Annotated in this window: 17 protein-coding genes and 1 tRNA gene; 7 read left to right on the plus strand and 11 right to left on the minus strand. The window is 56.6% G+C overall.

Going from position 1 to position 23,187, the window contains the following annotated elements; genetic code table 11:
- Window positions 1-5: 5 nt before the first annotated feature.
- The 6 genes from motB to otsB form a co-directional block, all read right to left on the minus strand.
- Window positions 6-950 carry a flagellar motor protein MotB gene (gene motB / locus HFD97_RS18110; protein ID WP_009089667.1) on the minus strand — a complete coding sequence of 315 codons (945 nt, stop codon included), beginning with the start codon at window positions 948-950 and terminating at the stop codon, window positions 6-8.
- A complete protein-coding gene (gene motA / locus HFD97_RS18115; RefSeq protein WP_009089665.1) occupies window positions 947-1,834 on the minus strand; it encodes a flagellar motor stator protein MotA in 888 nt (295 codons plus the stop codon). The genes motB and motA overlap by 4 nt, the downstream gene beginning before the upstream one ends.
- Window positions 1,835-1,966: 132 nt before the next feature.
- The gene (gene flhC, locus HFD97_RS18120) at window positions 1,967-2,545 is read right to left on the minus strand and encodes a flagellar transcriptional regulator FlhC (RefSeq protein ID WP_009089663.1); all 579 of its coding nucleotides are present in this window, start codon (window positions 2,543-2,545) and stop codon (window positions 1,967-1,969) included.
- Window positions 2,542-2,895, minus strand: a complete 354-nt coding sequence (gene flhD, locus HFD97_RS18125) for a flagellar transcriptional regulator FlhD (RefSeq protein WP_009089661.1) — start codon at window positions 2,893-2,895, stop codon at window positions 2,542-2,544. Before flhD ends, flhC begins: the two co-directional genes overlap by 4 nt.
- Before the next feature lie 1,013 nt (window positions 2,896-3,908).
- On the minus strand, window positions 3,909-5,345 hold the full coding sequence (gene otsA / locus HFD97_RS18130) for an alpha,alpha-trehalose-phosphate synthase (protein WP_009089660.1): 1,437 nt from the start codon (window positions 5,343-5,345) through the stop codon (window positions 3,909-3,911).
- Window positions 5,342-6,130, minus strand: a complete 789-nt coding sequence (gene otsB / locus HFD97_RS18135; protein ID WP_009089658.1) for a trehalose-phosphatase — start codon at window positions 6,128-6,130, stop codon at window positions 5,342-5,344. The genes otsA and otsB overlap by 4 nt, the downstream gene beginning before the upstream one ends.
- 454 nt (window positions 6,131-6,584) lie before the next feature.
- Here otsB and eptA point away from each other — a divergent pair, with 454 nt between their 5' ends.
- From eptA to HFD97_RS18165, 6 genes are all read left to right on the plus strand, one after another.
- Window positions 6,585-8,216 (plus strand): phosphoethanolamine transferase EptA, encoded by a 1,632-nt coding sequence (gene eptA, locus HFD97_RS18140; protein WP_009089656.1) that lies wholly within the window; start codon window positions 6,585-6,587, stop codon window positions 8,214-8,216.
- The gene (pmrA, locus tag HFD97_RS18145; RefSeq protein ID WP_009089654.1) at window positions 8,213-8,893 is read left to right on the plus strand and encodes a two-component system response regulator PmrA; all 681 of its coding nucleotides are present in this window, start codon (window positions 8,213-8,215) and stop codon (window positions 8,891-8,893) included. Before eptA ends, pmrA begins: the two co-directional genes overlap by 4 nt.
- Window positions 8,890-9,948 (plus strand): two-component system sensor histidine kinase PmrB, encoded by a 1,059-nt coding sequence (gene pmrB, locus HFD97_RS18150; RefSeq protein ID WP_046102014.1) that lies wholly within the window; start codon window positions 8,890-8,892, stop codon window positions 9,946-9,948. Before pmrA ends, pmrB begins: the two co-directional genes overlap by 4 nt.
- A gap of 293 nt (window positions 9,949-10,241) precedes the next feature.
- Window positions 10,242-10,808 (plus strand): flavin reductase family protein, encoded by a 567-nt coding sequence (locus HFD97_RS18155; RefSeq protein ID WP_009089649.1) that lies wholly within the window; start codon window positions 10,242-10,244, stop codon window positions 10,806-10,808.
- Between the two features lie 59 nt (window positions 10,809-10,867).
- Window positions 10,868-11,401 (plus strand): peptide-methionine (S)-S-oxide reductase MsrA, encoded by a 534-nt coding sequence (gene msrA, locus HFD97_RS18160; RefSeq protein ID WP_111207736.1) that lies wholly within the window; start codon window positions 10,868-10,870, stop codon window positions 11,399-11,401.
- 254 nt (window positions 11,402-11,655) lie between these two features.
- A tRNA-Ser gene (locus tag HFD97_RS18165) sits at window positions 11,656-11,743 on the plus strand.
- A 355-nt stretch (window positions 11,744-12,098) separates the two neighbouring features.
- On the opposite strand, the gene phoH is transcribed toward HFD97_RS18165, so the two are convergent.
- The 5 genes from phoH to putP all read right to left on the minus strand — a co-directional run bounded on the left by phoH (window position 12,099) and on the right by putP (window position 18,409).
- Window positions 12,099-12,887 carry a phosphate starvation-inducible protein PhoH gene (gene phoH, locus HFD97_RS18170; RefSeq protein ID WP_009089645.1) on the minus strand — a complete coding sequence of 263 codons (789 nt, stop codon included), beginning with the start codon at window positions 12,885-12,887 and terminating at the stop codon, window positions 12,099-12,101.
- A 571-nt stretch (window positions 12,888-13,458) separates the two neighbouring features.
- Window positions 13,459-14,739 (minus strand): iron uptake transporter deferrochelatase/peroxidase subunit, encoded by a 1,281-nt coding sequence (efeB, locus tag HFD97_RS18175; RefSeq protein WP_167432522.1) that lies wholly within the window; start codon window positions 14,737-14,739, stop codon window positions 13,459-13,461.
- Window positions 14,740-14,741: 2 nt separating this feature from the next.
- Window positions 14,742-15,857 carry an iron uptake system protein EfeO gene (gene efeO, locus HFD97_RS18180; protein WP_058958335.1) on the minus strand — a complete coding sequence of 372 codons (1,116 nt, stop codon included), beginning with the start codon at window positions 15,855-15,857 and terminating at the stop codon, window positions 14,742-14,744.
- A gap of 52 nt (window positions 15,858-15,909) precedes the next feature.
- Window positions 15,910-16,734 (minus strand): iron uptake transporter permease EfeU, encoded by an 825-nt coding sequence (gene efeU, locus HFD97_RS18185; RefSeq protein ID WP_058958334.1) that lies wholly within the window; start codon window positions 16,732-16,734, stop codon window positions 15,910-15,912.
- Between the two features lie 190 nt (window positions 16,735-16,924).
- On the minus strand, window positions 16,925-18,409 hold the full coding sequence (putP, locus tag HFD97_RS18190) for a sodium/proline symporter PutP (RefSeq protein ID WP_167432521.1): 1,485 nt from the start codon (window positions 18,407-18,409) through the stop codon (window positions 16,925-16,927).
- Between the two features lie 451 nt (window positions 18,410-18,860).
- Here putP and putA point away from each other — a divergent pair, with 451 nt between their 5' ends.
- On the plus strand, window positions 18,861-22,808 hold the full coding sequence (gene putA, locus HFD97_RS18195; protein ID WP_150029832.1) for a trifunctional transcriptional regulator/proline dehydrogenase/L-glutamate gamma-semialdehyde dehydrogenase: 3,948 nt from the start codon (window positions 18,861-18,863) through the stop codon (window positions 22,806-22,808).
- The last annotated feature ends 379 nt before the right edge of the window (window positions 22,809-23,187 follow it).

Below are 23,187 nucleotides of genomic sequence, written 5' to 3' on the forward strand. Positions count from 1 at the left end.
GGGAATCACCTCGGCTGTGAGGGGGCTGCTGTATTCACCGCGCTGCCCTGGGGTGCTGGCGGTGCGGTAATTTTTTCAATGGCCGCCGGATCGCTGATCTGGACGGCATCACTTTCTGCGTTCTCTTTTTCTATTGCCGCTTCGGTGTCATGGTTCAACACCAGCAGGCTGATGCGGCGGTTCACTGCATCATTCCCGCCGCGATTTTTCAGGCGCATGGTGTCGGCCATACCCAACACCCGCAAAACTTTGCCGCTGTCCAGGCCACCCATCACCAGTTCACGGCGGGAGGCGTTAGCGCGGTCGGTCGAGAGTTCCCAGTTGCTGTAGCCTTTGTCGCCGCCGGCATACTGGAAGTCATCGGTATGTCCGGCCAGGCTGATGCGGTTCGGGATGTCATTGAGGATCGGCGCTATCGCACGCAGAATGTCGCGCATATAAGGCTCCACCTCGGCACTGCCGGTCTTAAACATCGGGCGATTCTGGCTGTCGATAATCTGAATACGCAGCCCCTCTTCCACCATGTTAATAATCAGATGCGGACGCAGCGTTTTCAGACGCGGATCGGCCTCAATCATCTGATCGAGCTTCTCCCGCAGCCGGTTGAGACGGATCTCATCCAGCTGACGTTTCTGCGCATCCATATCGACCTTTTTGTTCACTTCGCCGATCTTTTTCGTCGGATCATCCCCGCCGCCGGGGATCGGGCTTTCGCTGTCGCTGCTGCGCTGCCCGCCGGTGATCGCCACCTTCAGTGGCGTTTTAAAGTAGTCTGCTATCTGCACCAGCTGCTGCGGGTTTGCGATCGACAGCAGCCACATCACCATAAAAAAGGCCATCATCGCCGTCATAAAGTCGGCGTAGGCAATCTTCCACGAACCGTGGCTGCCTTCATGGCCTTTATGTTTGCGCTTTTTGATCAGCACAATTGGGCGATTGCCGTGTTTCATGAAGCCTCGTCCGAAGTCTGTTTAGCCGGGTTCTTAGCGTTACGCACATGCTCTTCCAGTTCGCTGAACGACGGGCGCTCGGCGGAATAGAGCGTTTTACGACCAAACTCCACCGCAATCTGCGGGGCATAACCGTTCAGGCTCGACAGCAGCGTCACCTTGATGCACTGCATCATCTTGGTGGTTTCCGCACACTTCTGACGCAGAACGGATGACAGCGGAGAGATAAATCCGTAGGCCAGCAAAATGCCCAGGAAGGTTCCCACCATCGCATGGGCCACCAGTGCACCCAGTTCCGCCGCCGGACGGTCGGCTGACGCCAGTGCGTGCACCACGCCCATGACCGCTGCCACGATGCCGAATGCCGGCAGTCCGTCACCCACCGCCGCTATACTCTGCGCTGGTACGTCACACTCATGTTCGTAAGTCTCAATCTCTTCATCCATTAACGCCTCAATTTCAAAGGCGTTCATGTTGCCGCTGACCATCAGACGCAGATAGTCAGTAATGAAATCGACTAACTGTTTATCGGCAAGAATGCGCGGATAATTAGCAAAAATTTCACTCTGGCTGGGATCTTCGATATCGCGTTCCAGCGATAACATGCCCTGCTGACGCGATTTGGCCATCAGACGATAAAGCAGCGCCATCAGATCCATGTAAACCGCTTTGTTGTACTTTGAGCCGCGAAATAACAACGGCAGCGCTTTCATGGTCTTTTTAATCGACTTGCCGTTGTTGCCGACTAAAAAAGCACCGGCACCCGCGCCGCCGATCATTAATAATTCGGCTGGCTGATAAAGCGCGCCCAGATGGCCACCGACCAGTGCATATCCGCCCAACACGGAGCCTAAAACAACCAGGTAACCTATAATTATCAGCACAAAAAATCCTTACGTCCGTAACGTGTTGGTGGAAGTTAAGCCAGAGAGCCGCAGGCGTTATTCTCAAACCGGAAGCAAAAAAAAAGCAGCGGTATTAACCGCTGCTGGATGGCTTCCACAGTGCGAACAAACTTAAACGGCGTGTTTAACCTGTTCATCCAGCAGTTGTGGAAACATATCGGCAGATTCTGCAGAAAGTTTACGTCTTTTTACGGCACGTGATGGTGGCTGGCACAGGCTGCAGGTAAAGCTACCAACCGGCTGATGTGCATGGTTAATAAAGCTGCCATTGCAGCATTTGCAGTCAGCCAGTTCCAGCATGCCACTTTCAACAAATCGGACCAGGGTCCAGGCGCGGGTCAGCGCCAACAGCGGGCCCTCGTCCGATTGCGGACACTGCTCAAGGTATAACCGGTAGGCTTTGATGACGGCATCGACGCCACTGCACAGGCCGGTTTTCAGCAAAAATTTCCAGGCGTTACAGAACATGGAAGCGTGGATGTTCTGCTCCCAGGTCATGAACCAGTCCGTGGAGAACGGCAGCATGCCTTTTGGCGGCGGGCTGCCACGCAGTTCTTTATAGAGCTTGATCAGGCGACCCCGGCTCAGCTGGGTTTCGCTCTCTAACATCTGTAAGCGTGCACCTAACGAGATCAACTCCATTGCGAGCTGAATGTCACGCGCTTCCTGAACAATACTTTTCTCACTCATGACATTGCTCTCTTTTTAGCAGGCAGATCTTCTTTAGACGCATTACGCAGTAAACGGCTGGATAATAAAATGCCGGTATGAATCTGCTGTAAATCATCCACGCGGGATTCCTGCGTCAGGCGATTAATCGTGCTGCTGTCGGTAAAACGAAACTGGCAAACCAGCTGATTGGTTTCCGCCATTTTTACCATTTCAGGCAATGTTAATTCTGATAATGCATTCGCCATTTTTTCGTCAATGCCGAGGCGAAACATTGCAGAAGCTTTATCCTGGTTAATTAAACGCTGCGCAAGCAGTAAATAAGACAAGTTGAGATCGTAAATATGTTTCAGTACTTCAGAGGTGCCCATTATTTTCCATCCTGAGAGATGCGACGTAACTGTATCGCAGAATAAGATCTGCGGTTCGAGCTGCTGTTTGATAAATCAAAAGATGGCAAAAAAATTTCACATAAATTTGATGTCACTGTTTTTCGCCTTCTGTTTTTTGTGAGTTTCAGACCCACCGAAGGTCGAAAATCCATGCCATTTTATTTTCGAGTTCCGGACATCTTCCGTGACGCCTTCTTACTTTTTTTAGGACTATTCCGAAAACAACGCAAATCTATATCGTCTGATTTCGGGTTACAACGACAGCCAGGAGAAATTTTAGATAAAGTGTGACGCAGATCACACTTTTAAGGCAAATTTCTTCAACAAACCTTTACCATTGCTTATCGAGTGGTCATTTTTTGAACAAAAAAGAGCGATTTTAAGTCCAATTTGTCCTGAGAAAGGTTTAATAGGGGGTAAAAGCAGCGTTAATCGACGGTTTGCGCAGTCCGGAATGAATAATGGGTGTTAATCGTTTTAACACCCTATTTAGAACCATTTAAAGATGAGTAATCAGCATTTTATGCTGAAATACAGGGCGGGTATTTGCTGTGAAATTAGTTACTTAAGGGGAGCAACGCTGCGGGTATATAAATAAATCGTCAGGGTATAACGGCTGTGAGAAGGCCTTCTGACAACCTGGCGTTAACAGTGACAAGGGGTCGCTAAGGAACCGGCACCTGATGTAACAAGGGTTTACATAAGAAAGCCGAATGAGTTGAGGGGTACGCATACGATGGCACTATGAGTATCGGCACGTCGGGCTAAAACTTGAGTTAAAAAGGTAAAGAAAGCGGATAAGCCCCACAGCGCGGGATTTCTGCGTGGTTTGCATTTATCGGGCCAGCCTCACGCCCTGATCGGCCTGCCAGACGAAATGCGCCGAAAACGGCGTATCAGACAAGTTGTGGTGCTTGCAGAAAGGTTTGAAAAGCGGTGGGACGAAAAACGGCGGCGATATCGCAGGGATATCGCCGCCGTTGTTAACGAGGTCAGGCGAGTTTCGGGAAGGTCGCGACCTTATTATCAGTGCCGTGGTCAGCGCTGCGCGGGGAAATGGCTTCCAGGTCTTTCAGGAAGTTTTCACGCCAGGCGGTAATATCGTTCTTACGCAATACCGCCATCATGTCGTTGTAGCGCGAAATCCTTTCCGTCCGCGGCATGGTAATCGCTTTATCCAGTGCCGCCGCCACTTCATCGCGATCATAAGGGTTCACTATTAACGCTGAGGTCAGCTCGTTGGCGGCCCCGGCAAAGCGGGAGAGCACCAGAACGCCGGGATCGTCCGGGTCCTGGGCGGCGACATACTCTTTAGCGACCAGGTTCATCCCGTCACGCAGCGGCGTGACCAGGCCGACGTCGGTCAGGCGGAAGATTTTCATCAGCAGGCGACGGTCAAAATGCTGGTTAAGGTAGTAAAGCGGGGTCCAGCCCAGCGTACCGTACTTACCGTTGATACGCCCGGCTTCGGTCTCCAGCTGATGACGGATATCCTGATACGCCTGCACATCGCCGCGCGAAGTCGGTGCAATCTGCGAGTAGCGGATTTTGCCGCGATGCTGCGGGAAGTTCTCCAGCAGCGCTTCATAAGCCAGAAAACGCTCCGGCAGACCTTTGGAATAGTCGAGACGCTCACAGGCGATAATGTTGCGCGCATCGCCCAGCTCTTTTTTCATCGCCGCCATCTTAGGCGGCAGAGGTCCTTCGGCCATCTCTTTAATACTGTCCGGCTCAATCCCGATAGGGTAAACCTCAGTCATAAAGGTATTGCCAAAGGCGCGGTGCTTTTTATCGCCCTTATTCTGCAACTGCGTTAGCTGGCTGACGCTGTCGAGGAAGGCCACGCGGTCAGATTCGGTCTGGAAGCCGAGCAGATCATACTCGCACAGCATCTCCAGCAGCTCTTTATGCGGCGGCAGGGCATTGAATATTTCCGGGGTCGGGAACGGAATATGCAGGAAGAAACCAATGCGGTTATTAATGCCCGCGCGGCGCAGCGCGGCGGCAAACGGTAAAAAGTGATAATCGTGGATCCAGACAATATCATCAGGCTTAATCAGCGGTTTCAGACGCTGCGCAACCATATCGTTTACGTCACAATACCCTTCCCAGGCTTCACGCTGGAACTGCACCAAATCGAGACGATAATGGAAAGCGGGCCAGATGACGGTATTGGAGAACTGGCAATAGTAGAGATCATATTCGTTCTGGTTGAGCGGGAAGGAGGCATACTCAATACCCTCATGTTCCTGAACGCTGACCTGCTCCTCTTCTTCACCAGAAAACTCGCTGATTTCACCGTTCCAGCCAAACCACAATCCACCCGTGCTTTTCAGGGCATCGAGGATGCCGACGGCCAAACCGCCTGCACTGGTTTTAGACCCATCTGGCATGGCGACACGGTTAGATACAACCACTAAACGACTCATAACCTAAACTCCTTACCGACGTTGTCTTGCTCTAATAGTAATAATGTTTTTTCCAGCCAGCCGTAAACCGCATCGACATCAGTAAGCCGATAATGGGCCTGACTGGAACCTTCACCGACCTTAATCGAGATGCCCTGCTGCGCGTTAACCGCCACAAAGCCCTTCTCGTCGGTCAAATCGTCACCGATAAAAACGGGGGTACGTCCGGCAAACGGGGCCTGCTGCATAAGGTCGCTGATCGCTGCGCCCTTATCGATGCCTGCCGGTTTAATTTCAACGACACATTTCCCCGGCTGCAGTGCCAGTCCGGGAAAACGCTTCACGGACTGTTCGGCCAGACGCATCACATCCTGCTCATGCTGCATCGCCTGGCGATAGTGGAGTGCAAAGGCCATGCCTTTCACCTCCAGCTGCGTACCAGGCCAGCCTGCCATGGCATCCTGCAGTTCCTGCCTGAGCGCCTGCTCGACCTCGGCAGGCAGGCTGATGCGATGCAGCTCACCCTGCGCATTGCGGCGCTCTGCACCATGGACGCCCGCAGCGGGTCCGTGCCAGGGCGCGGCCAGCGCATCAAGCTGTGCAATGGGTCTGCCGGAAACCAGCGCGAGGGCACCCTGACAATGGTCAGAAAGCTGTTGCAGTTGTGCGATGACCTGCTGAGGAATGAATACCGCTTCGGGACGGGACTGTATCGCTGCCAGCGTGCCGTCGACATCAAAAAAGAAGGCGTACTGTCCGCTGCGTAATGCCGGATACGTGGGATGTGTCTCTTCCACCTGGGTCACGTCACTTCTCCTGAAAATCAGATTTAATAAAACATTGAGTTGAAACAAGAATGTCCTGACGCAGTCAGGTCAGCAAGCGGGAAATTCTGATAAAGCGGTGATTGAGGGGCAAAGCTGGGTGAATAGATAGGTCACTCTCCTCAAACGTGCAAACGCGTTGCTGACAATACTGACTCACTGAGAACATCTTCAGATTAAGTGTAGTCATTAATAGGGGTAATGCCAGAAAGATGCACTTTTCATGCCAGCCGCTGCGGTTAAGTAAGCAGAAAAGTAGCCAAAACAGGGGGCGTGCTGTTTCCCCCGCTGCCCCGCAGGGCCAGTGCTGGCCGGAGCTGCGGCCGTTTCGCTTCGGGAATCCGGCGGCCTGAAACGAAGCTTAAGCTTCTTAAGGTATTCCTAATATTGAAAGCGCACTCTCAGCACACTTTCCTTTCCTCGGGTGCCTGCACACATGGCGTTTACACTGAAGAGGCCGCTGATTAGCCGCCTGACTCTGCTCCTCCTGGCGGCGATCTATATCGCGGTTTTCCTTAATCTGGTCTATTACCGTCAGGTGCTGGCGGTGATGCCGCTGACGAGCCTGCATACCACGCTGGTGTTTTTATCCATGCCGCTGGTCGCCTTCAGCGTCATCAATATCGTGCTTACGCTGGCCTCATTTTTCTGGCTGGATCGCCTGCTGGCGGCGCTCTTTATTCTGCTCTCCGCGTCGGCGCAGTATTTTATCCATACCTACAACATCGTGATCGATCGCTCGATGATCACTAACATGATGGATACCACCGCCTCCGAGTCTTTTGCCCTGCTGACACCGCAGCTGCTCCTCACCCTGCTCACCTCAGGCGTGCTGATGGCGCTGATGATGTTCTGGCCGCGGATAAAACGGCAGCAGTGGCGCGGGGTGCTGGCACGCCTGCTCAGCATTGTGCTGTCAGCGGCGCTGATCGCGCTGATCGCCCTGCTCTTCTATAAGGATTACGCCTCGCTGTTCCGCAACAACCGCGAGCTGGTCAAAGCGCTGAGCCCCTCTAACAGCATCGCCGCCACGCTCTCCTGGTATAAACATCATGAGTTGCAGAATGTGCCGCTGGTACGGATCGGTGAAGATGCCCATCTGGATGCCAGCCACAGCCGGGGCAAACCGAACCTGACGATTGTGGTGCTGGGTGAAACCTCACGCGCGCAGAATTTCTCGCTGGGCGGATATGACCGGCTGACCAATCCCCTGCTGGCGAAGGATGATGTGATTTACTTCCCACACACCACCTCATGCGGAACGGCGACGGCGGTGTCCGTGCCCTGCATGTTTTCCAACATGCCGCGCGCCCACTATGATGATGTGCTGGCGGCCCATGAAGAGGGGGTGCTGGATGTCATTCAGCGCGCCGGGGTCAGCGTGTTGTGGAATGAGAATGACGGTGGCTGTAAGGGAGCCTGCGATCGGGTGCCGCATCAGGATATGACCAGCCTGAACCTGCCCGGCATGTGTATTGAGGGCGAATGTTATGATGACGTGCTGTTCCACGGCTTGGATGAGTACATCAGCCAGCTAAAAGGCAACGCGATTATTGTTCTGCACACCATAGGCAGTCATGGCCCGACCTACAGCCATCGCTACCCGCCACAGTTCCGTCAGTTTGAGCCGACCTGTGACACGAATCAGATTCAGGACTGTTCACAGCAGCAGTTGATCAACACCTATGACAATACGCTGCTCAATGTGGATCACATCGTGGATAAGGCGATTGGCGTGCTGCGTGCGCATCAGGATCGCTTTACCACCAGCCTGGTCTATCTCTCTGACCACGGCGAGTCGCTGGGAGAAAACGGGGCTTACCTGCATGGCCTGCCCTATGCGATAGCGCCCGATACGCAGAAGCATGTGCCGCTGCTGATCTGGCTCTCCCCGGATTATCAGCAGCGTTATGCGGTTAACCGCACCTGCCTGAATAAACTGGCGGCGACAGACGATTTCTCACAGGATAATCTGTTCTCAACGCTGCTGGGATTAACCGGCACCGCAACCCACGAATATGTGCCTGCGGATGATATTTTGACGTCGTGTCGGAGCCAACACGAATGAAGATACTGATAGTGGAAGATGACGCCCTGCTGCTGCAGGGCCTGATACTGGCGCTCGAAGGTGAAGGTTATGTCTGCGATGGCGTCACCAGCGTTCGGGATGCGGAAGCGCATTATGCCAGCGGCCTCTACAGTCTGGTGGTGCTGGATCTCGGCCTGCCGGACGAGGATGGACTGCACTTCCTGATCCGTCTGCGGCGGCAGAAGAAGATGACCCCGGTCCTGATCCTCACCGCCCGCGACACCATCAGCGAACGCATCGCCGGACTGGACGCGGGTGCCGATGATTATCTGATCAAACCGTTCTCGCTGGATGAGCTGCTGGCGCGCATCCGTGCGCTGATCCGCCGCCACGTCAATCAGGGCGACAGTCAGGTCAGAGTGGGCGCGCTGGCGCTGGATATGACCCACCGTCAGATCACGCTCAGCGATGAGCTGCTGGATCTCACCCCCAAAGAGTTTGCGATCCTGTCACGGCTGATGCTGAAGGCCGGCAATCCGGTTCACCGCGAAATTCTCTACCAGGATATCTATAACTGGGAGACCGAGCCGTCGACCAATACGCTGGAAGTTCATATTCATAATCTGCGCGACAAAATCGGCAAAAGCGCCATCCGCACCGTACGCGGATTTGGTTATGCGCTGGTCACGCAGGAGACCCCGCGCGAGGCAACATGACAGGACGATTCGATCACCGCAGTATGCGCTTTCGCCTGATCCTGACCATCGGCCTGATCCTGCTGGTCTTTCAGGTGATCAGCGTGGTCTGGCTCTGGCATGAGAGTAAAGAGCAGATTCAGTTTCTGGTGGAAGCGCAGCTGCAGAAGCGCAACATGGACAGCCACGTCAAGCGCGAAGTCCATGAAGCGGTCGCCAGCCTGGCGGTGCCGAGCCTGGTGATGATTACGCTGACGCTGCTGCTCTGCTACCAGGCGGTGAAATGGATCACCCGGCCGCTCTATCAGCTACAGCGTGAGCTGGAAAGTCGGGGTGAAGATAATCTCCATCCCATCACCTGCCACAGTCAGGTTCATGAAATTGAGGCGGTCACCCTGGCAATCAATCAGCTGGTGGCGCGCCTTAACACCAGCCTGGAGCGTGAACGTCTGTTTACCGCCGATGTGGCGCATGAGCTGCGCACGCCGCTGGCCGGCTTACGGCTGCATCTGGAGTTAATCGAGCGCAACAGCGATGTGAAAGTGCAGCCGCTGGTGCAGCGACTGGATCAGATGACGCACAGCGTCTCGCAGCTTTTAAGTCTGGCGCGCGCCGGCCAGTCCTTTACCTCCGGCACCTACCAGAACGTGGGACTGATTGCAGATGTGATTCTGCCGATGGAGGCGGAGCTGAGTATCATGCTGGAGGCGCATCAGCAGACGCTGCTGCTCGATCTGCCGGAGGAGCAGTTTGTGCGCGGGGATGCGACGCTGCTGAAGATGCTGCTGCGCAACCTGGTCGAGAATGCCCATCGCTACAGCCCGGACAACAGTACGATCACTGTCCAGCTGCTCGCGTCTCCGCAACCGATGCTGGTGGTGGAAGATCAGGGGCCGGGCATTGATGAGAGTAAAAGTGGTGAGCTGAGTAAAGCGTTTATCCGCATGGACAGCCGCTACGGCGGCATCGGACTTGGGCTGAGCATTGTCAGCCGTATCGTCCAGTTACACCGGTTTCAGTTTTTTCTGGAGAACCGCCGGGACAGAAGCGGTTGCCGGGCCGTGGTAAAATGTTAGGCGCTGAACCAGGCACTGAGGAACAGAATAAGGGTCGCTGCGGTAATCAGCAGGGCAGCATATTCACTCAGCGGACGCGGAGCCGCAACGGGCAGGGAAGCAGACACAGTTTTCATAGTAACCTCCTCAACAGGAACCGCCAGTATCGCGACTGCAGATTAAGGAAACATTAAGATCGCGGCGCGGGCGAAAAAATATCCGCGCTGCCTGCCCTCGCCCCTCTGCCTTACCCCCTGCTGCATGCGCTGCGTGCTCTACACTTAATGACGACATTCCGTTAAAGGAGTTAAGCCATGAGCCAACGCATGCACAAATATGCCTTTCCGGTCAGTAAAGCCCGTAAATATCTCGAACCGGGTCCGGTGCTGCTGCTCAGTTCGCAGTACAACAATGAGCAGGACATCATGACGCTCGGCTGGCATACGGTGCTGGAGTTCTCGCCCTCTCTGGTGGGCTGCATGATTGCCGGTATGAATCACAGCCACGCGCTGATTCGCAACAGTGGCCAGTGCGTCCTCAATATCCCGGCCGCTTCACTGATTGATGAGGTGGTGGCGGTCGGCAACAGCCACGGCGACCAGCTGGATAAGTTCGCCGCGTTCGGCCTGACGCCGGAGCCGGGTCAGGTGGTCAACGCCCCCATGATTGCCGAATGTTTTGCCAGCTTTGAGTGCCAGCTCTATGACGACTCGATGGTGGCTAACTACAACCTGTTTATTTTTGAGATCGTTAAGGCACATGTGGCCGAACAGCCCGAATACCCGGCGACCCTGCACTACACCGGCGAAGGCCGCTTCAGCGTGATGAGCGATAAAATGCTGGATAAGAGCGGAGATTTTAAACCGGAGATGCTGATCTAGTTGAAAGCCTTCCGCTGCGCCCCCATTCACCTCTTTCGACCTGACAGGAGTAAAATATTATGGCAATCGAATACGCAGTTATCGCGGGTGGCTGTTTCTGGTGTACCGAAGCGGTCTTTAAGGATGTGATCGGCGTAGAGTCGGTTGAAAGCGGCTATACCGGCGGCGCGCGCCCGAATCCTACCTATGAGCAGGTCTGCAGCGGCGCGACCGGCCACGCGGAAGCGATCCGCATTGGGTTTGACCCGGAGCAGGTGAGTTTTGGCGACCTGCTGGATATCAGCTTCGTGACGCACGATCCAACCCAGCTTAACCGCCAGGGTAACGATATCGGCACTCAGTATCGCTCTGCCATTTTCCCGGCCAATGCTGAGCAGGAAGCGGAAGCGCGTGCCGCCATTGAACGAGCTCAGGCCGACCATGATGTGCCGGTGGTAACCACCATCGAGCCGCTGAAGGAGTGGTATCCTGCCGAAGCCTATCATCAGGATTACTGGGAAGGCGCGGGTCAGCGCAACGGCTACTGCATGGCGGTCATCCCGCCGAAGCTGCAGAAGCTGCGCAAAAGCTTCGCTAACCGTGTGAAGAGCTGATTTCAGCCATCCGCGGGACGGCATCCGGTTTGAGACGTTGCTCAGGATGTCGTCCTGCCCGCTGCCCTGCTCTGTCTCACTGAGCAGACAGGACGGGAAATCAGGCGGAGAAATGGCCAGTTTCAGGCCGGAATAAATCAATTCGTTCAGAGCTTAAGCGAATAGATCAAAAGAAAAAAATAGTGCTTGACCGTTTTCAGCCGACTCCCTATAGTACCGCCCCGTTGACCCAGCGCGGTCAGCGAAACAAATGTGGTGAGGTGTCCGAGTGGCTGAAGGAGCACGCCTGGAAAGTGTGTATACGGCAACGTATCGGGGGTTCGAATCCCCCTCTCACCGCCACATTCCGAAGAAGAGCCTGAACGAAAGTTCAGGCTTTTTTTTTGCATATTGCACGGAGAGGGGGTGAGAAGCCCCGCCGGGGTTCGACAGCGGGCGCAGCCCGATGGACAGCGGAGCCTGCGACGCTGCCCGCAGGGTGAGCGCAGCGAATCAATCCCCCTCTCACCGCCACATTCTGAAGAAGAGCCTGAACGAAAGTTCAGGCTTTTTTTTGCATATTGCACGGAGAGGGGGTGAGAAGCCCCGCCGGGGTTCGACAGCGGGCGCAGCCCGATGGACAGCGGAGCCTGCCCTCCACAATAAGAAAACCCGGCCGGAGCCGGGTTTGGGCGCTACACTTCTACTCAATCGAACACTAGCTGTACGCGTGCAGGGTGCGCTGACACAGCGCTGAACGCACACAATCCTCTTTGCCGAAGCGCACAATGCCAACCATCTCGTCCTCTTCAAACCGCGCCAGCGCGTCTGCGAGACCAGAAGGCACCCCAGCGGGCAAGTCGCACTGGGTAATATCGCCGTTAACAATGACCGTGACGTTTTCGCCCAGTCGGGTCAGGAACATTTTCATCTGCGCGGCGGTCACGTTCTGCGCCTCGTCCAGAATCACCACAGCATTTTCAAAAGTGCGGCCTCGCATATAGGCGAAAGGCGCAATCTCAACTTTGGCAATTTCCGGACGCAGACAATATTGCATAAAGGATGCGCCAAGACGTTTAACCAGAATGTCATAAACCGGACGGAAATAAGGGGCGAATTTCTCAGAAATATCGCCGGGCAGGAATCCCAAATCCTCATCTGCCTGCAGTACCGGGCGCGTAACGATAATCCTGTCGATATCCTTATGAATCAGGGCCTCAGCCGCTTTCGCGGCGCTGATCCAGGTTTTACCGCATCCGGCTTCACCGGTTGCGAAGATCAGCTGCTTCGTCTCTATGGCATTAAGATAGTGCGCCTGAGCCTCATTCCGGGCTTCAATCGGCAGCCGGTCGCGCGCATCGCGTGCCATGCCAATCGAATCCAGTCCGCCCATATGCACCAGCGAAGTGACCGACTCTTCTTCGCGCTGACGATGACTCCGTGAGTCATTGCGAAGCACTCTTCTCGCTTCACGACGCGCTTTGATCACTGCTTTCTGTCTTCCCATAGTGGCACCTTTCAGTTGGTTTCATTTCCCGTGTCAGGCCGGTGGCCCGTTACGATTACGTGAACGCTTTAGAGGTTTCAGTTGGCTTCCTTTTAAGCCATGACAGGACAGGATAGTGGGTATGCAGCAGCGCAGAAGCGTGGCTGAACACCGGATAAAAAAGGAAACGGTAAGACAAAAGAGTTGGTTGAAGGAAGGAAGAAATAACGAGGCAGAATGGCCCTCGCGGTCAGGCGCAATCTATTTACTGACAATGACTTTCCATAAAAGACTCGACCCATGCGCGAACTCCAGTGTGATACATCGACACGTCCGATTACGCCTGTTTAATAAAGTGCATCATTTTGCTGAACCTTTGCAACAGTAATTTTAACTGCTGGCAAAGGAATTGCTATTCGCGGGTAAGCCTTTATTTTACCATTTCGCTTAAAAACCATTAATTTCAATCACTTGTATTATTTTAATTCGGCAAAGCCCCGGATGATTCTCAGTTAAAACTCAGTCAGTCAGGTTACGGGAAAGAAAAGTCGGACGGCCAGAAATCGGACCGTCCGCAGTGGTTGAAATTTAATCAGGCTTCCAGCAGGGATTGGGCTAAATAATGGCTGGCGTCCGGGACACCCGGCAACGCAAAGAAATAACCGCCGCCAAAGGGACGGATATATTCTTCCAGCGCCTCGCCGTTCAGTCGCCCCTGCACCGTCAGAAATCCGCGCTCCAGATCGTGCTGATAGCAGACAAACAGCAGGCCCATCTCCAGCTGCCCTGACGCCGAGATCCCGGCGGAGTAACTGTAGCCGCGGCGCAGCATCAGACTGCTGGCCGTCTCTGGCGTGCGGGGGTTAGCAAGGCGAATATGCGCATCCAGCGCAATCACCTGACCGTCCGGATCGCGGGCATAGTCAGGAACATCATGCTCATGCTGCATCCCCAGCGGAGCGCCACTCAGCTTATCGCGACCAAAGATGGTCTGCTGCTCGCCCAGCGGGGTGCGATCCCACATCTCCACGTGAAAGCGAATCAGACGCACCGCCTGATAGCTGCCATGACGTGCCCAGACCGGTTCATCCTGATCCGCCGTCACCCACAGCAGCTGATTCATCAGGGCAGCGTCGTGCGTATCCGGATTCGCGGTGCCATCCTTAAAGCCCAGCAGGTTAATCGGCGTCTCCTGCCCCTGACTGCGTGCCGCGTGGTCAGAGATAAAGCCTTCCCGTCGCCAGCGAACCCCAAGCAGGTCAGGCGTGTGCTTGATGATATCGCGCAGGGCATGGATCACCGTATCCTGGGTGTTGGCGCAGATCTGCAGCAGCAGATCGCCATGACACTGAGCGGCATCCAGTGAATCGTTAGGGAAGCGCGTCATCGGCTGCAGTTTTTTCGGCTTATGCGGGGTCAGACCAAAACGCTCATCGAACAGGCTGCTGCCGACCGACACGGTGATGGTGAGATTATCCGGTGCGATCGTCGGGCCGAGAATGCCCGAATCCATTGGCGGCAGCTGCGGGTTGGTGACGACCGGTGCCGGCCCACCCGCGGTAAGAAAGGCGATGCGCTGGGTCAGCAGCCGGAAGAGCCGCACCAGATCGGCTTTATCACTGCTCAGCAGATCAAACGCCACCAGCATCATCGATGCCTGTTGTGGCGTGATAATCCCCGCCTGATGCTGACCATAAAACGGCTGCTTTTGCTGCCGCGCCTGAGGCGTCACCGTACCCGGCGAAAACGTGTCGGCGGCGGCGGCATGAAACGGGCAACCGCCGGAGAAGGCAGCGGCGCCTCCCAGCAGGCCCAGCCCTTTTAATAAACGACGACGCGCAGGCTGCTGCGCGTCCTCTGGCTTACGACTCATGATTAATCCAGACCCAGCGTGCCACGAAGTAAGGAGAGATCTTCCGCCAGGGCGGTGACCGGCCCTTTCAGCGCATTGCGGTCAGCCGTACTCAGTTTCTCGTAGGATTCGAAACCGGTTTTCGTGCGGTATTTGCTCAGGATCGCATCCACTTTTTTGAAGTTGGCATCGACCTTCGCCAGCAGCTGCGGATTGGCTTTGCTGACCAGCGGGCGCAGCAGCTCAACGATCTTCTGTGCTCCATCAATATTTGCCTGGAAGTCCCACAGGTCGGTACGGCTGTAGCGATCTTCTTCGCCGGAGATCTTGCTGGAGGCAACTTCTTCAATCAGACCGGCTGCGCCGCCCACCACTTTGGCCGGCGGGAAGGCCAGTTCACTGATGCGCACCTGCAAATCTTTCACATCTTTGTTGAGCTGGTCGGCATAGCCCGTCATCCCTTTAGTGCTGTTCTCCGCAAACAGTGCTTTCTCCAGACGGTGGAAGCCGGTGAACTTAGGATCCTCCGCTTTCTTTTCATAGTCATCTTCACGGGCATCAATGCTGCCATCGAGATCGGAGAAGAGTTCAGCAATCGGCTCAATGCGCTCGTAATACTGGCGGGTCGGGGCAAACAGCGCTTTGGCTTTTTCGACCTCCCCGGCTTTGACCGCATCGGTGAAGGCCTGCGTCTGGCTTACCAGCTGATTCACCTGCTCCGTCACCCAGGCTTTGTATTGCGTGATCGGGCCTTCCAGCTGCATCCGCGCGGAGGTTGCGCCTGGCGTCGCGCTCTCCCCCGCCTGCACAATCAGTTTGCCCTTTGGATTGCTCAGCAGACCGCAGGTCATCTCATATTCCCCGGCCTCCAGATTAGCGGTCAGCTTCTGGCTGAAGCCCGGCGCAATGTTTTCACGCTCTTCCACCACCAGCACACCTTTCAGGATCTCCCACTCCAGCGCTTTCTGGCTGTTATTTTTAATCAGAAACTGAGTTTTACCGGCCTTCACCGTTAAGCTCATCGGCTCACACTGCCTGTCGTTGACGCTTACGGTAACCTGAGGAACGGCTGCCGCCGCAGAAGCAGAAATCGCCAGCAGAGGAAGCAGCAGTGCCTTGCGGCGGAAACGCATTGTCATCTCTTTTTCCCTATCACGTTGCGGGCGTAAGATGCGCCCGTTAAAGGTCGTATTACACAGTGGCCGACGCAGCAGGACGCGCAGGCATAAAAAACAGAATCAGGGCCGGGATCAGGTAGACGAAATAAAGGGTCACTTCACTGACGCTGGGGGCCTCCTGATAACCCAGCACGCCTTCCAGCAGGGTGCCAAACAGCGAATGGGTCGATAAGGTATTGCTGAGATCGAAGGCCACATCCTGATAGTGATTCCACAGACCCGCCTCGTGGAAGGCGCGAATCGCCCCCGCGGCCAGACCGGCCGCCACAAACAGAATAAAGACGCTGGTCCAGCGGAAGAAGTGCGCCATGTTCAGGCGGATACCGCCCCAGTAGAGCAGCATGCCCAGCACCACCGCCGTCGCCAGCCCCAGCACCGCGCCAATCGGCGGCGCATAACCGACATCCTGCGTAAAAGCGGCCAGCAGGAAGAAGACTGACTCCAGGCCTTCACGCGCCACGGCAAGAAAGACCATCAGCACCAGCGCCAGACCGCCCCGGCCCGAACGCTGCAGCGCCTGGTCGACCGCCTGCTCCAGCTCAACTTTGATATTGCGCGCCACCCTGCGCATCCAGAACACCATGGAGGTGAGGATCACGACGGCGATCAGCGCCACAATGCCTTCGAACAGCTCCTGCTCTTTTTGCGGGAACTCGCCGGTGGTGGCATTGATAAACAGACCCAGCCCCAGGCAGAGTGCCGCGGCGACAAAGACGCCTGCCCACATGGCAGGAAACCACTGGGTGCGCTGGGTGCGTTTGAGGTAGCTGGCGATCAGGCTGACAATCAGCGCGGCTTCAAGTCCTTCGCGCAGCATGATGAGAAAGGGAACGAACATTGCCAGCCTCTTGAATGTTAAGCAGCGTCAATTAACGGTAAATTCAGGTAAAGTGTAAACGATACCGATTATCATTATCGCTGGAAAAAAAACAAGTTGCCGATGGAGATAATTGCATTTTTGAGGCTTTTATCTTTGTAACAAAAAGGCCCGCCCCCTGCGGGACGGGCCTTCACTCCTGACGCTCTGCTTATTTGGTCTGGAACTCCGCCTCAGCGGCAGCAAAGCGCTGCTGCGCTTCGGCTGAAGGTTCACGTCCCATCAGGCTGAAGAGCACAATCGCGATGCTGGCGAAGATGAAGCCTGGGATGATTTCATACAGACCCAGCCAGCCATACTGCTTCCACACCAGCACGGTCAGCGCACCGACAATCATACCGGCCAGCGCGCCGTTGCGGTTCATGCGCTTCCAGCAGACGCCAAACAGCACGACCGGTCCAAAGGCCGCCCCGAAGCCCGCCCAGGCGTAGCTGACAAGACCCAGTACGCGGTTTTCCGGGTTAGACGCCAGTGCAATCGCGATCAGCGCCACCAGCAGCACCATCAGACGCCCTACCCACACCAGCTCCTGCTGGCTGGCGTTTTTACGCAGGAAGCCTTTGTAGAGATCTTCAGTCAGGGCGCTGGAGCAGACCAGCAGCTGACAGCTCAGGGTTGACATCACCGCCGCCAGAATCGCTGACAGCAGAATACCGGCAATCCATGGGTTAAACAGGATGCGTGCCAGTTCGATAAAGACGCGCTCTGCGTTGTCGTTAACGCCGGTCGCCAGCGTCGGGTTGTTCTGGAAATAGGCGATACCAAAGAAGCCAACAGCGACCGCCCCCGCCAGACAGAACACCATCCATGCCATGCCGATGCGGCGTGCGGTGCGGATTGAGCGGTGCGAATCCGCCGCCATAAAGCGCGCCAGAATATGCGGCTGACCGAAGTAGCCCAGGCCCCAGCCGAGTAGCGAGATCACCGCAACGAAGTTCAGCCCTTTCAGCATGTCGAGATTTTCCAGGCTTTTCGCTTCGATCACCGTCAGCGATTCAGACCAGCCGCCTACCGCGATAATCACAAACACCGGCGTCAGGATCAGGGCGAAAATCATCAGGCTGGCCTGAACGGTATCCGTCCAGCTCACTGCCAGAAATCCCCCCACCAGCGTATAAAGGATAGTGGCTGCCGCCCCCGCCCACAGTGCGGTCTCATAGCTCATGCCAAAGGTGCTTTCAAACAGACGCGCACCGGCAACCACGCCAGAGGCGCAGTAGATGGTGAAGAACACCAGGATCACAATGGCCGAAATCACACGCAGAATTTTGCTGTGATCTTCAAAGCGGCTGGTAAAGAAGTCTGGCAGCGTCAGCGCATTGTTGTGGTGTTCGGTCTGAACACGCAGGCGGCCGGCGACGATTTTCCAGTTCAGCCAGGCACCGATGGTCAGACCGATCGCAATCCAGCTCTCAGAGATCCCTGAGATGAAGATCGCCCCCGGCAATCCCATCAGCAGCCAGCCACTCATATCTGAGGCACCCGCAGAGAGTGCGGTGACCACACTACCCAGACTGCGGCCACCCAGGATGTAGTCATCAAAGTTTTTGGTCGAACGGTAGGCCACAAAACCGATTAACACCATCCCAAGTATATAAACCACAAAGGTCACCAGCATTGGTGTACTTACACTCATCTGTCTCTCCACTTATTATTTGATATCCCAGAGAAATCGCCAGCTACCCGCCTGCCGGAACGGGGCAGAACGGGCCGATTGTTTTCGTCAGGGCGTCAGTCATTTCCCAGCGGCGCGGTATCCTGCCGGAAAGGCGTGGCGCGCACAATGGATTTAACACAGGCGTTACAGTGATTTCACTAACCGGTTGTGAAAAAGTGTCCAGAGGTTGCACTCGCTCACAGTTATCCGGTTGCACCACCGTGTAACCTGCCGGAAACCCGCATTTTATCGGGTCTGCCAACCTGGCGAGGATCTTGCAGCAATATCCGTGCCGAATTGTCAGATTTAACAATTGGCGATGTCACAGGGGTGTTAACTGGCTCACATTTAACACGGTTGCACAAAGTTGCAACTTAAGTGATAGTGCAGCCCACGCCGTATCGAACCACTATTAAGGAGCCTGGAAGTCATGGGTACAACCACCATGGGTGTAAAACTGGATGACGCGACACGTGAGCGCATCAAACTGGCTGCGCAGCGCATCGACCGCACGCCACACTGGCTGATCAAACAGGCGATTTTTAACTACCTGGGCCAGCTGGAAACCGGGGATGCCGTGCCGGAGATCCCTCTCACTGCACAGGCCGCCGCCGAGTCTGACGACATCCAGCCAGAGGAGCTGCATCAGCCGTTCCTTGACTTCGCAGAGCAGATTTTACCGCAGTCCGTGACCCGTTCCGCCGTGACCGCAGCCTGGCGTCGTCCGGAGACGGATGCGGTGCCGATGCTGCTGGAGCAGGCGCGCCTGCCAGCGCCGCTGGCAGAGAAAACCCATCAGCTCGCTTATCAGCTTGCCGACAAGCTGCGGCACCAAAAAGGTGCAACCGGACGCGCCGGTATGGTGCAAAGCCTGCTGCAGGAGTTCTCATTATCGTCTCATGAAGGCGTGGCGCTGATGTGCCTCGCCGAAGCGCTGCTGCGTATTCCCGACAAGCCAACCCGCGACGCGCTGATCCGCGACAAAATCAGTAACGGGAACTGGCAGTCACATCTTGGACGCAGCCCGTCCCTGTTTGTCAACGCGGCCACCTGGGGTCTGCTGTTTACCGGCCGCCTGGTCTCAACCCATAATGAAGCAAACCTGTCGCGCTCTCTGAACCGCATTATCGGGAAGAGTGGTGAGCCACTGATCCGCAAAGGTGTGGATATGGCAATGCGACTGATGGGCGAGCAGTTCGTGACCGGTGAAACCATTGCCGAAGCCCTGGCAAACGCCCGTAAGCTGGAAGAGAAAGGCTTCCGCTACTCCTATGATATGCTGGGCGAAGCGGCACTGACCGCAGGCGATGCCAAAGCCTACCTGCTCTCCTATCAGCAGGCGATCCACGCGATTGGTAAAGCCTCCAATGGCCGGGGCATCTATGAAGGCCCGGGCATCTCCATCAAACTGTCAGCCCTTCATCCCCGTTACAGCCGCGCGCAGTATGAGCGGGTGATGGAAGAGCTCTACCCGCTGCTGAAATCGCTGACGCTGCTGGCGCGCTCCTATGACATCGGCATCAACATCGACGCCGAAGAAGCTGACCGGCTGGAACTGTCGCTGGATATGCTGGAGAAACTCTGTTTCGAGCCGGAGCTGGAAGGCTGGAACGGGATCGGCTTCGTCATCCAGGCGTATATGAAACGCTGCCCGTTTGTCATCGATGAGCTGATCGACCTGGCTCAGCGCAGTCGCCGCCGCCTGATGATCCGTCTGGTGAAAGGCGCTTACTGGGATAGCGAAATCAAACGCGCGCAAATGGAAGGTCTGGAAGGCTATCCGGTTTACACCCGCAAGGTCTACACCGATATCTCCTATCTGGCCTGCGCCCGTAAACTGCTCTCCGTGCCGAACCTGATCTATCCGCAGTTCGCCACGCACAATGCCCATACCCTGGCCGCCATCTATCAGCTGGCGGGCAACAACTACTATCCGGGACAGTATGAGTTCCAGTGTCTGCACGGCATGGGTGAACCCCTCTATGAGCAGGTGGTCGGCAAAGTGGCGGACGGGAAGCTGAATCGCCCCTGCCGCATCTATGCGCCGGTGGGGACGCATGAAACCCTGCTGGCTTATCTGGTGCGCCGTCTGCTGGAAAACGGAGCCAACACCTCCTTTGTAAACCGCATCGCGGATACCTCACTGCCGATTGACGAGCTGGTTGCCGATCCGGTGCTCGCCGTTGAAAAACTCGGGGCCAGCGAAGGCGCGATCGGCCTGCCGCATCCGAAGATCCCGCTGCCGCGTGATCTCTATGGCGAGAACCGCGTCAACTCTGCGGGTCTGGATATGGCCAACGAACACCGCCTCGCCTCACTCTCCAGCGCCCTGCTGAGCAGCGCCGCCCACCCTTACCTGGCCGAACCGATGATCGATGGCGAAGCGGGCACCGGTGAGCTGCACGACGTGCTGAACCCGGCCGTGCCTGGCGATCGCGTGGGTCAGGTGCGTGAAGCGACAGAGCAGGAAGTGTCATTGGCGCTGGATGCCGCCGTGAACAGCGGGCCAATCTGGTTTGCCACCCCGCCGCAGGAGCGTGCCGCGATTCTGGAGCGCGCGGCGCAGATCATGGAAGGCCAGATGCAGAAGCTGATGGGCATTCTGGTGCGTGAAGCGGGCAAGACCTACAACAACGCCATCGCGGAAGTGCGCGAAGCGGTCGATTTCCTCTATTACTATGCCGGCATGGTGCGCGACGATTTCGATAATGAAACCCATCGCCCGCTGGGCCCGGTGGTCTGCATCAGTCCGTGGAACTTCCCGCTGGCGATCTTCACCGGTCAGATTGCGGCGGCACTGGCAGCAGGCAACAGCGTGCTGGCCAAACCTGCCGAACAGACGCCGCTGATTGCCGCGCAGGCGGTGCAGATCCTGCTGGATGCGGGCGTACCACCAGGCGTGCTGCAGCTGCTGCCAGGCCAGGGTGAAACCGTTGGCGCACAGCTGACCGGCGACAACCGGGTGCGCGGTGTGATGTTTACCGGCTCCACTGCCGTGGCAACCCTGCTGCAGCGTAATCTCGCCGGTCGTCTTGACCAGCACGGCCGCCCAGTGCCGCTGGTTGCGGAAACCGGCGGGATGAATGCGATGATCGTTGACTCCTCCGCGCTGACCGAGCAGGTGGTGGTTGATATCGTTGCCTCGGCGTTCGACAGCGCCGGACAGCGCTGCTCCGCCCTGCGTCTGCTCTGCATCCAGGAAGATGTCGCTGACCATACGCTGAAAATGTTGCGCGGTGCGATGGCAGAGTGCCGCATGGGTAACCCGGAGCGCTTCTCCACCGATATCGGCCCGGTCATTGACGCCGAAGCCAAAGCCAATATCGACCGCCATATTCAGGCGATGCGTAACAAGGGCTTCACGGTCTATCAGGCGGTGCAGGATAATCCGCAGGACAGCAAAGAGTGGAACAGCGGCACCTTTGTCAAACCCACGCTGATTGAGCTGGATCAGGTCAGCGACCTGGATAAAGAGATTTTCGGACCGGTGCTGCACGTGGTGCGCTTCACCCGCAACACGCTGCCGCAGCTGGTTGAGCAGATTAACGCTTCCGGTTACGGCCTGACGCTGGGTGTCCATACCCGTATTGATGAGACCATTGCGCAGGTCACGGCGAGCGCCCGGGTCGGTAACCTCTACGTTAACCGCAATATGGTGGGCGCCGTTGTTGGCGTGCAGCCGTTTGGGGGTGAAGGCCTATCCGGTACCGGTCCGAAAGCGGGCGGTCCGCTCTATCTCTACCGCCTGCTGGCACATCGCCCGGATGGCGCGCTGCGTCTGACCTTCGATCGCCAGGATGCGGAGCGCCCGGCTGACAGCACGCTGCGTCACGCTCTGCTGGCTCCGCATCAGGCACTCAGCAGCTGGGCCAAAGATAAACCGGCGCTGGCTGAACTCTGTGATCGCTATGACCAGCTGGCCCAGGCCGGTGTGGTACGGCTGCTGCCGGGCCCGACGGGTGAGCGCAATACCTTCTCGCTGTTGCCACGCGATCAGGTGCTCTGCCTGGCTGACAACGAGCAGGATGCGTTGATTCAGCTGGCGGCCGTGACCAGCGTCGGCAGTAAAGCGCTGTGGCAGGATGATGAGCTGCATCGCACCCTGCGTGCCTCGCTGCCGGACGCGGTGAAAGCGCGCATTACGCTGGCGCGAGACCCGCTGACGGCGGAGTTTGATGCGGTAATCTATCACGGCGACGCCGATCAGCTGCGCGCCCTGTGCGAACAGATTGCCGCGCGTGAAGGCGCGATTGTGTCGGTGCAGGGCTTCGCCCGCGGCGAGACGAATCTGCTGCTGGAGCGTCTGCTGATTGAGCGCTCACTGAGTGTGAATACCGCGGCCGCAGGTGGTAACGCTAGCCTGATGACCATCGGGTAAGGGGGGGGTTGCCGGCGAGGTCGCTGCGCGAACGGGCGCTGGGATTGTTCGCTGCGTGAACGGGCTTTGAGCAGGTTTCGTTCGCCGGGAGTTTGTTCGATGCGCGAACGGGCTTTGAGCAGGTTTCGTTCGCCGGGTGAACCGGGCAGTTTCAGCTTCGCCTCTGCAGGCGACCGACAAGGGGGCGCCAGTCGCCGCGCCCCCTTGACCCCAGGCTCCGGCCTGCCTCACCGCCGCTTCGCGGTCCCTTCGCTTCTTCCGGATTTCTCACGGACCGGCAGGACGCGCCATCCCTGGCGCGACCCTGCCTCTTCGCGACATCCCTGTCGCTCGTCCTGAAATCCCTCATCCGCTCAGCGGCTCAGACGGCCTCCCTCCC

Source organism: Pantoea sp. EKM103V (assembly GCF_011800365.1).
Lineage (GTDB): Bacteria > Pseudomonadota > Gammaproteobacteria > Enterobacterales > Enterobacteriaceae > Pantoea > Pantoea anthophila.

Excerpts from the sequence above, each read along its gene's own strand:
- putA (WP_150029832.1), top strand. The coding sequence starts at position 18,861 with ATGGGTACAACCACCATGGGTGTAAAACTGGATGACGCGACACGTGAG.
- phoH (WP_009089645.1), bottom strand. The coding sequence starts at position 12,887 with ATGGGAAGACAGAAAGCAGTGATCAAAGCGCGTCGTGAAGCGAGAAGA.
- flhC (WP_009089663.1), bottom strand. The coding sequence starts at position 2,545 with ATGAGTGAGAAAAGTATTGTTCAGGAAGCGCGTGACATTCAGCTCGCA.
- pmrA (WP_009089654.1), top strand. The coding sequence starts at position 8,213 with ATGAAGATACTGATAGTGGAAGATGACGCCCTGCTGCTGCAGGGCCTG.
- putP (WP_167432521.1), bottom strand. The coding sequence starts at position 18,409 with ATGAGTGTAAGTACACCAATGCTGGTGACCTTTGTGGTTTATATACTT.
- efeB (WP_167432522.1), bottom strand. The coding sequence starts at position 14,739 with ATGAGTCGTAAGCCAGAGGACGCGCAGCAGCCTGCGCGTCGTCGTTTA.
- efeU (WP_058958334.1), bottom strand. The coding sequence starts at position 16,734 with ATGTTCGTTCCCTTTCTCATCATGCTGCGCGAAGGACTTGAAGCCGCG.
- efeO (WP_058958335.1), bottom strand. The coding sequence starts at position 15,857 with ATGACAATGCGTTTCCGCCGCAAGGCACTGCTGCTTCCTCTGCTGGCG.
- otsA (WP_009089660.1), bottom strand. The coding sequence starts at position 5,345 with ATGAGTCGTTTAGTGGTTGTATCTAACCGTGTCGCCATGCCAGATGGG.
- pmrB (WP_046102014.1), top strand. The coding sequence starts at position 8,890 with ATGACAGGACGATTCGATCACCGCAGTATGCGCTTTCGCCTGATCCTG.
- flhD (WP_009089661.1), bottom strand. The coding sequence starts at position 2,895 with ATGGGCACCTCTGAAGTACTGAAACATATTTACGATCTCAACTTGTCT.
- motB (WP_009089667.1), bottom strand. The coding sequence starts at position 950 with ATGAAACACGGCAATCGCCCAATTGTGCTGATCAAAAAGCGCAAACAT.
- msrA (WP_111207736.1), top strand. The coding sequence starts at position 10,868 with ATGGCAATCGAATACGCAGTTATCGCGGGTGGCTGTTTCTGGTGTACC.
- HFD97_RS18155 (WP_009089649.1), top strand. The coding sequence starts at position 10,242 with ATGAGCCAACGCATGCACAAATATGCCTTTCCGGTCAGTAAAGCCCGT.
- eptA (WP_009089656.1), top strand. The coding sequence starts at position 6,585 with ATGGCGTTTACACTGAAGAGGCCGCTGATTAGCCGCCTGACTCTGCTC.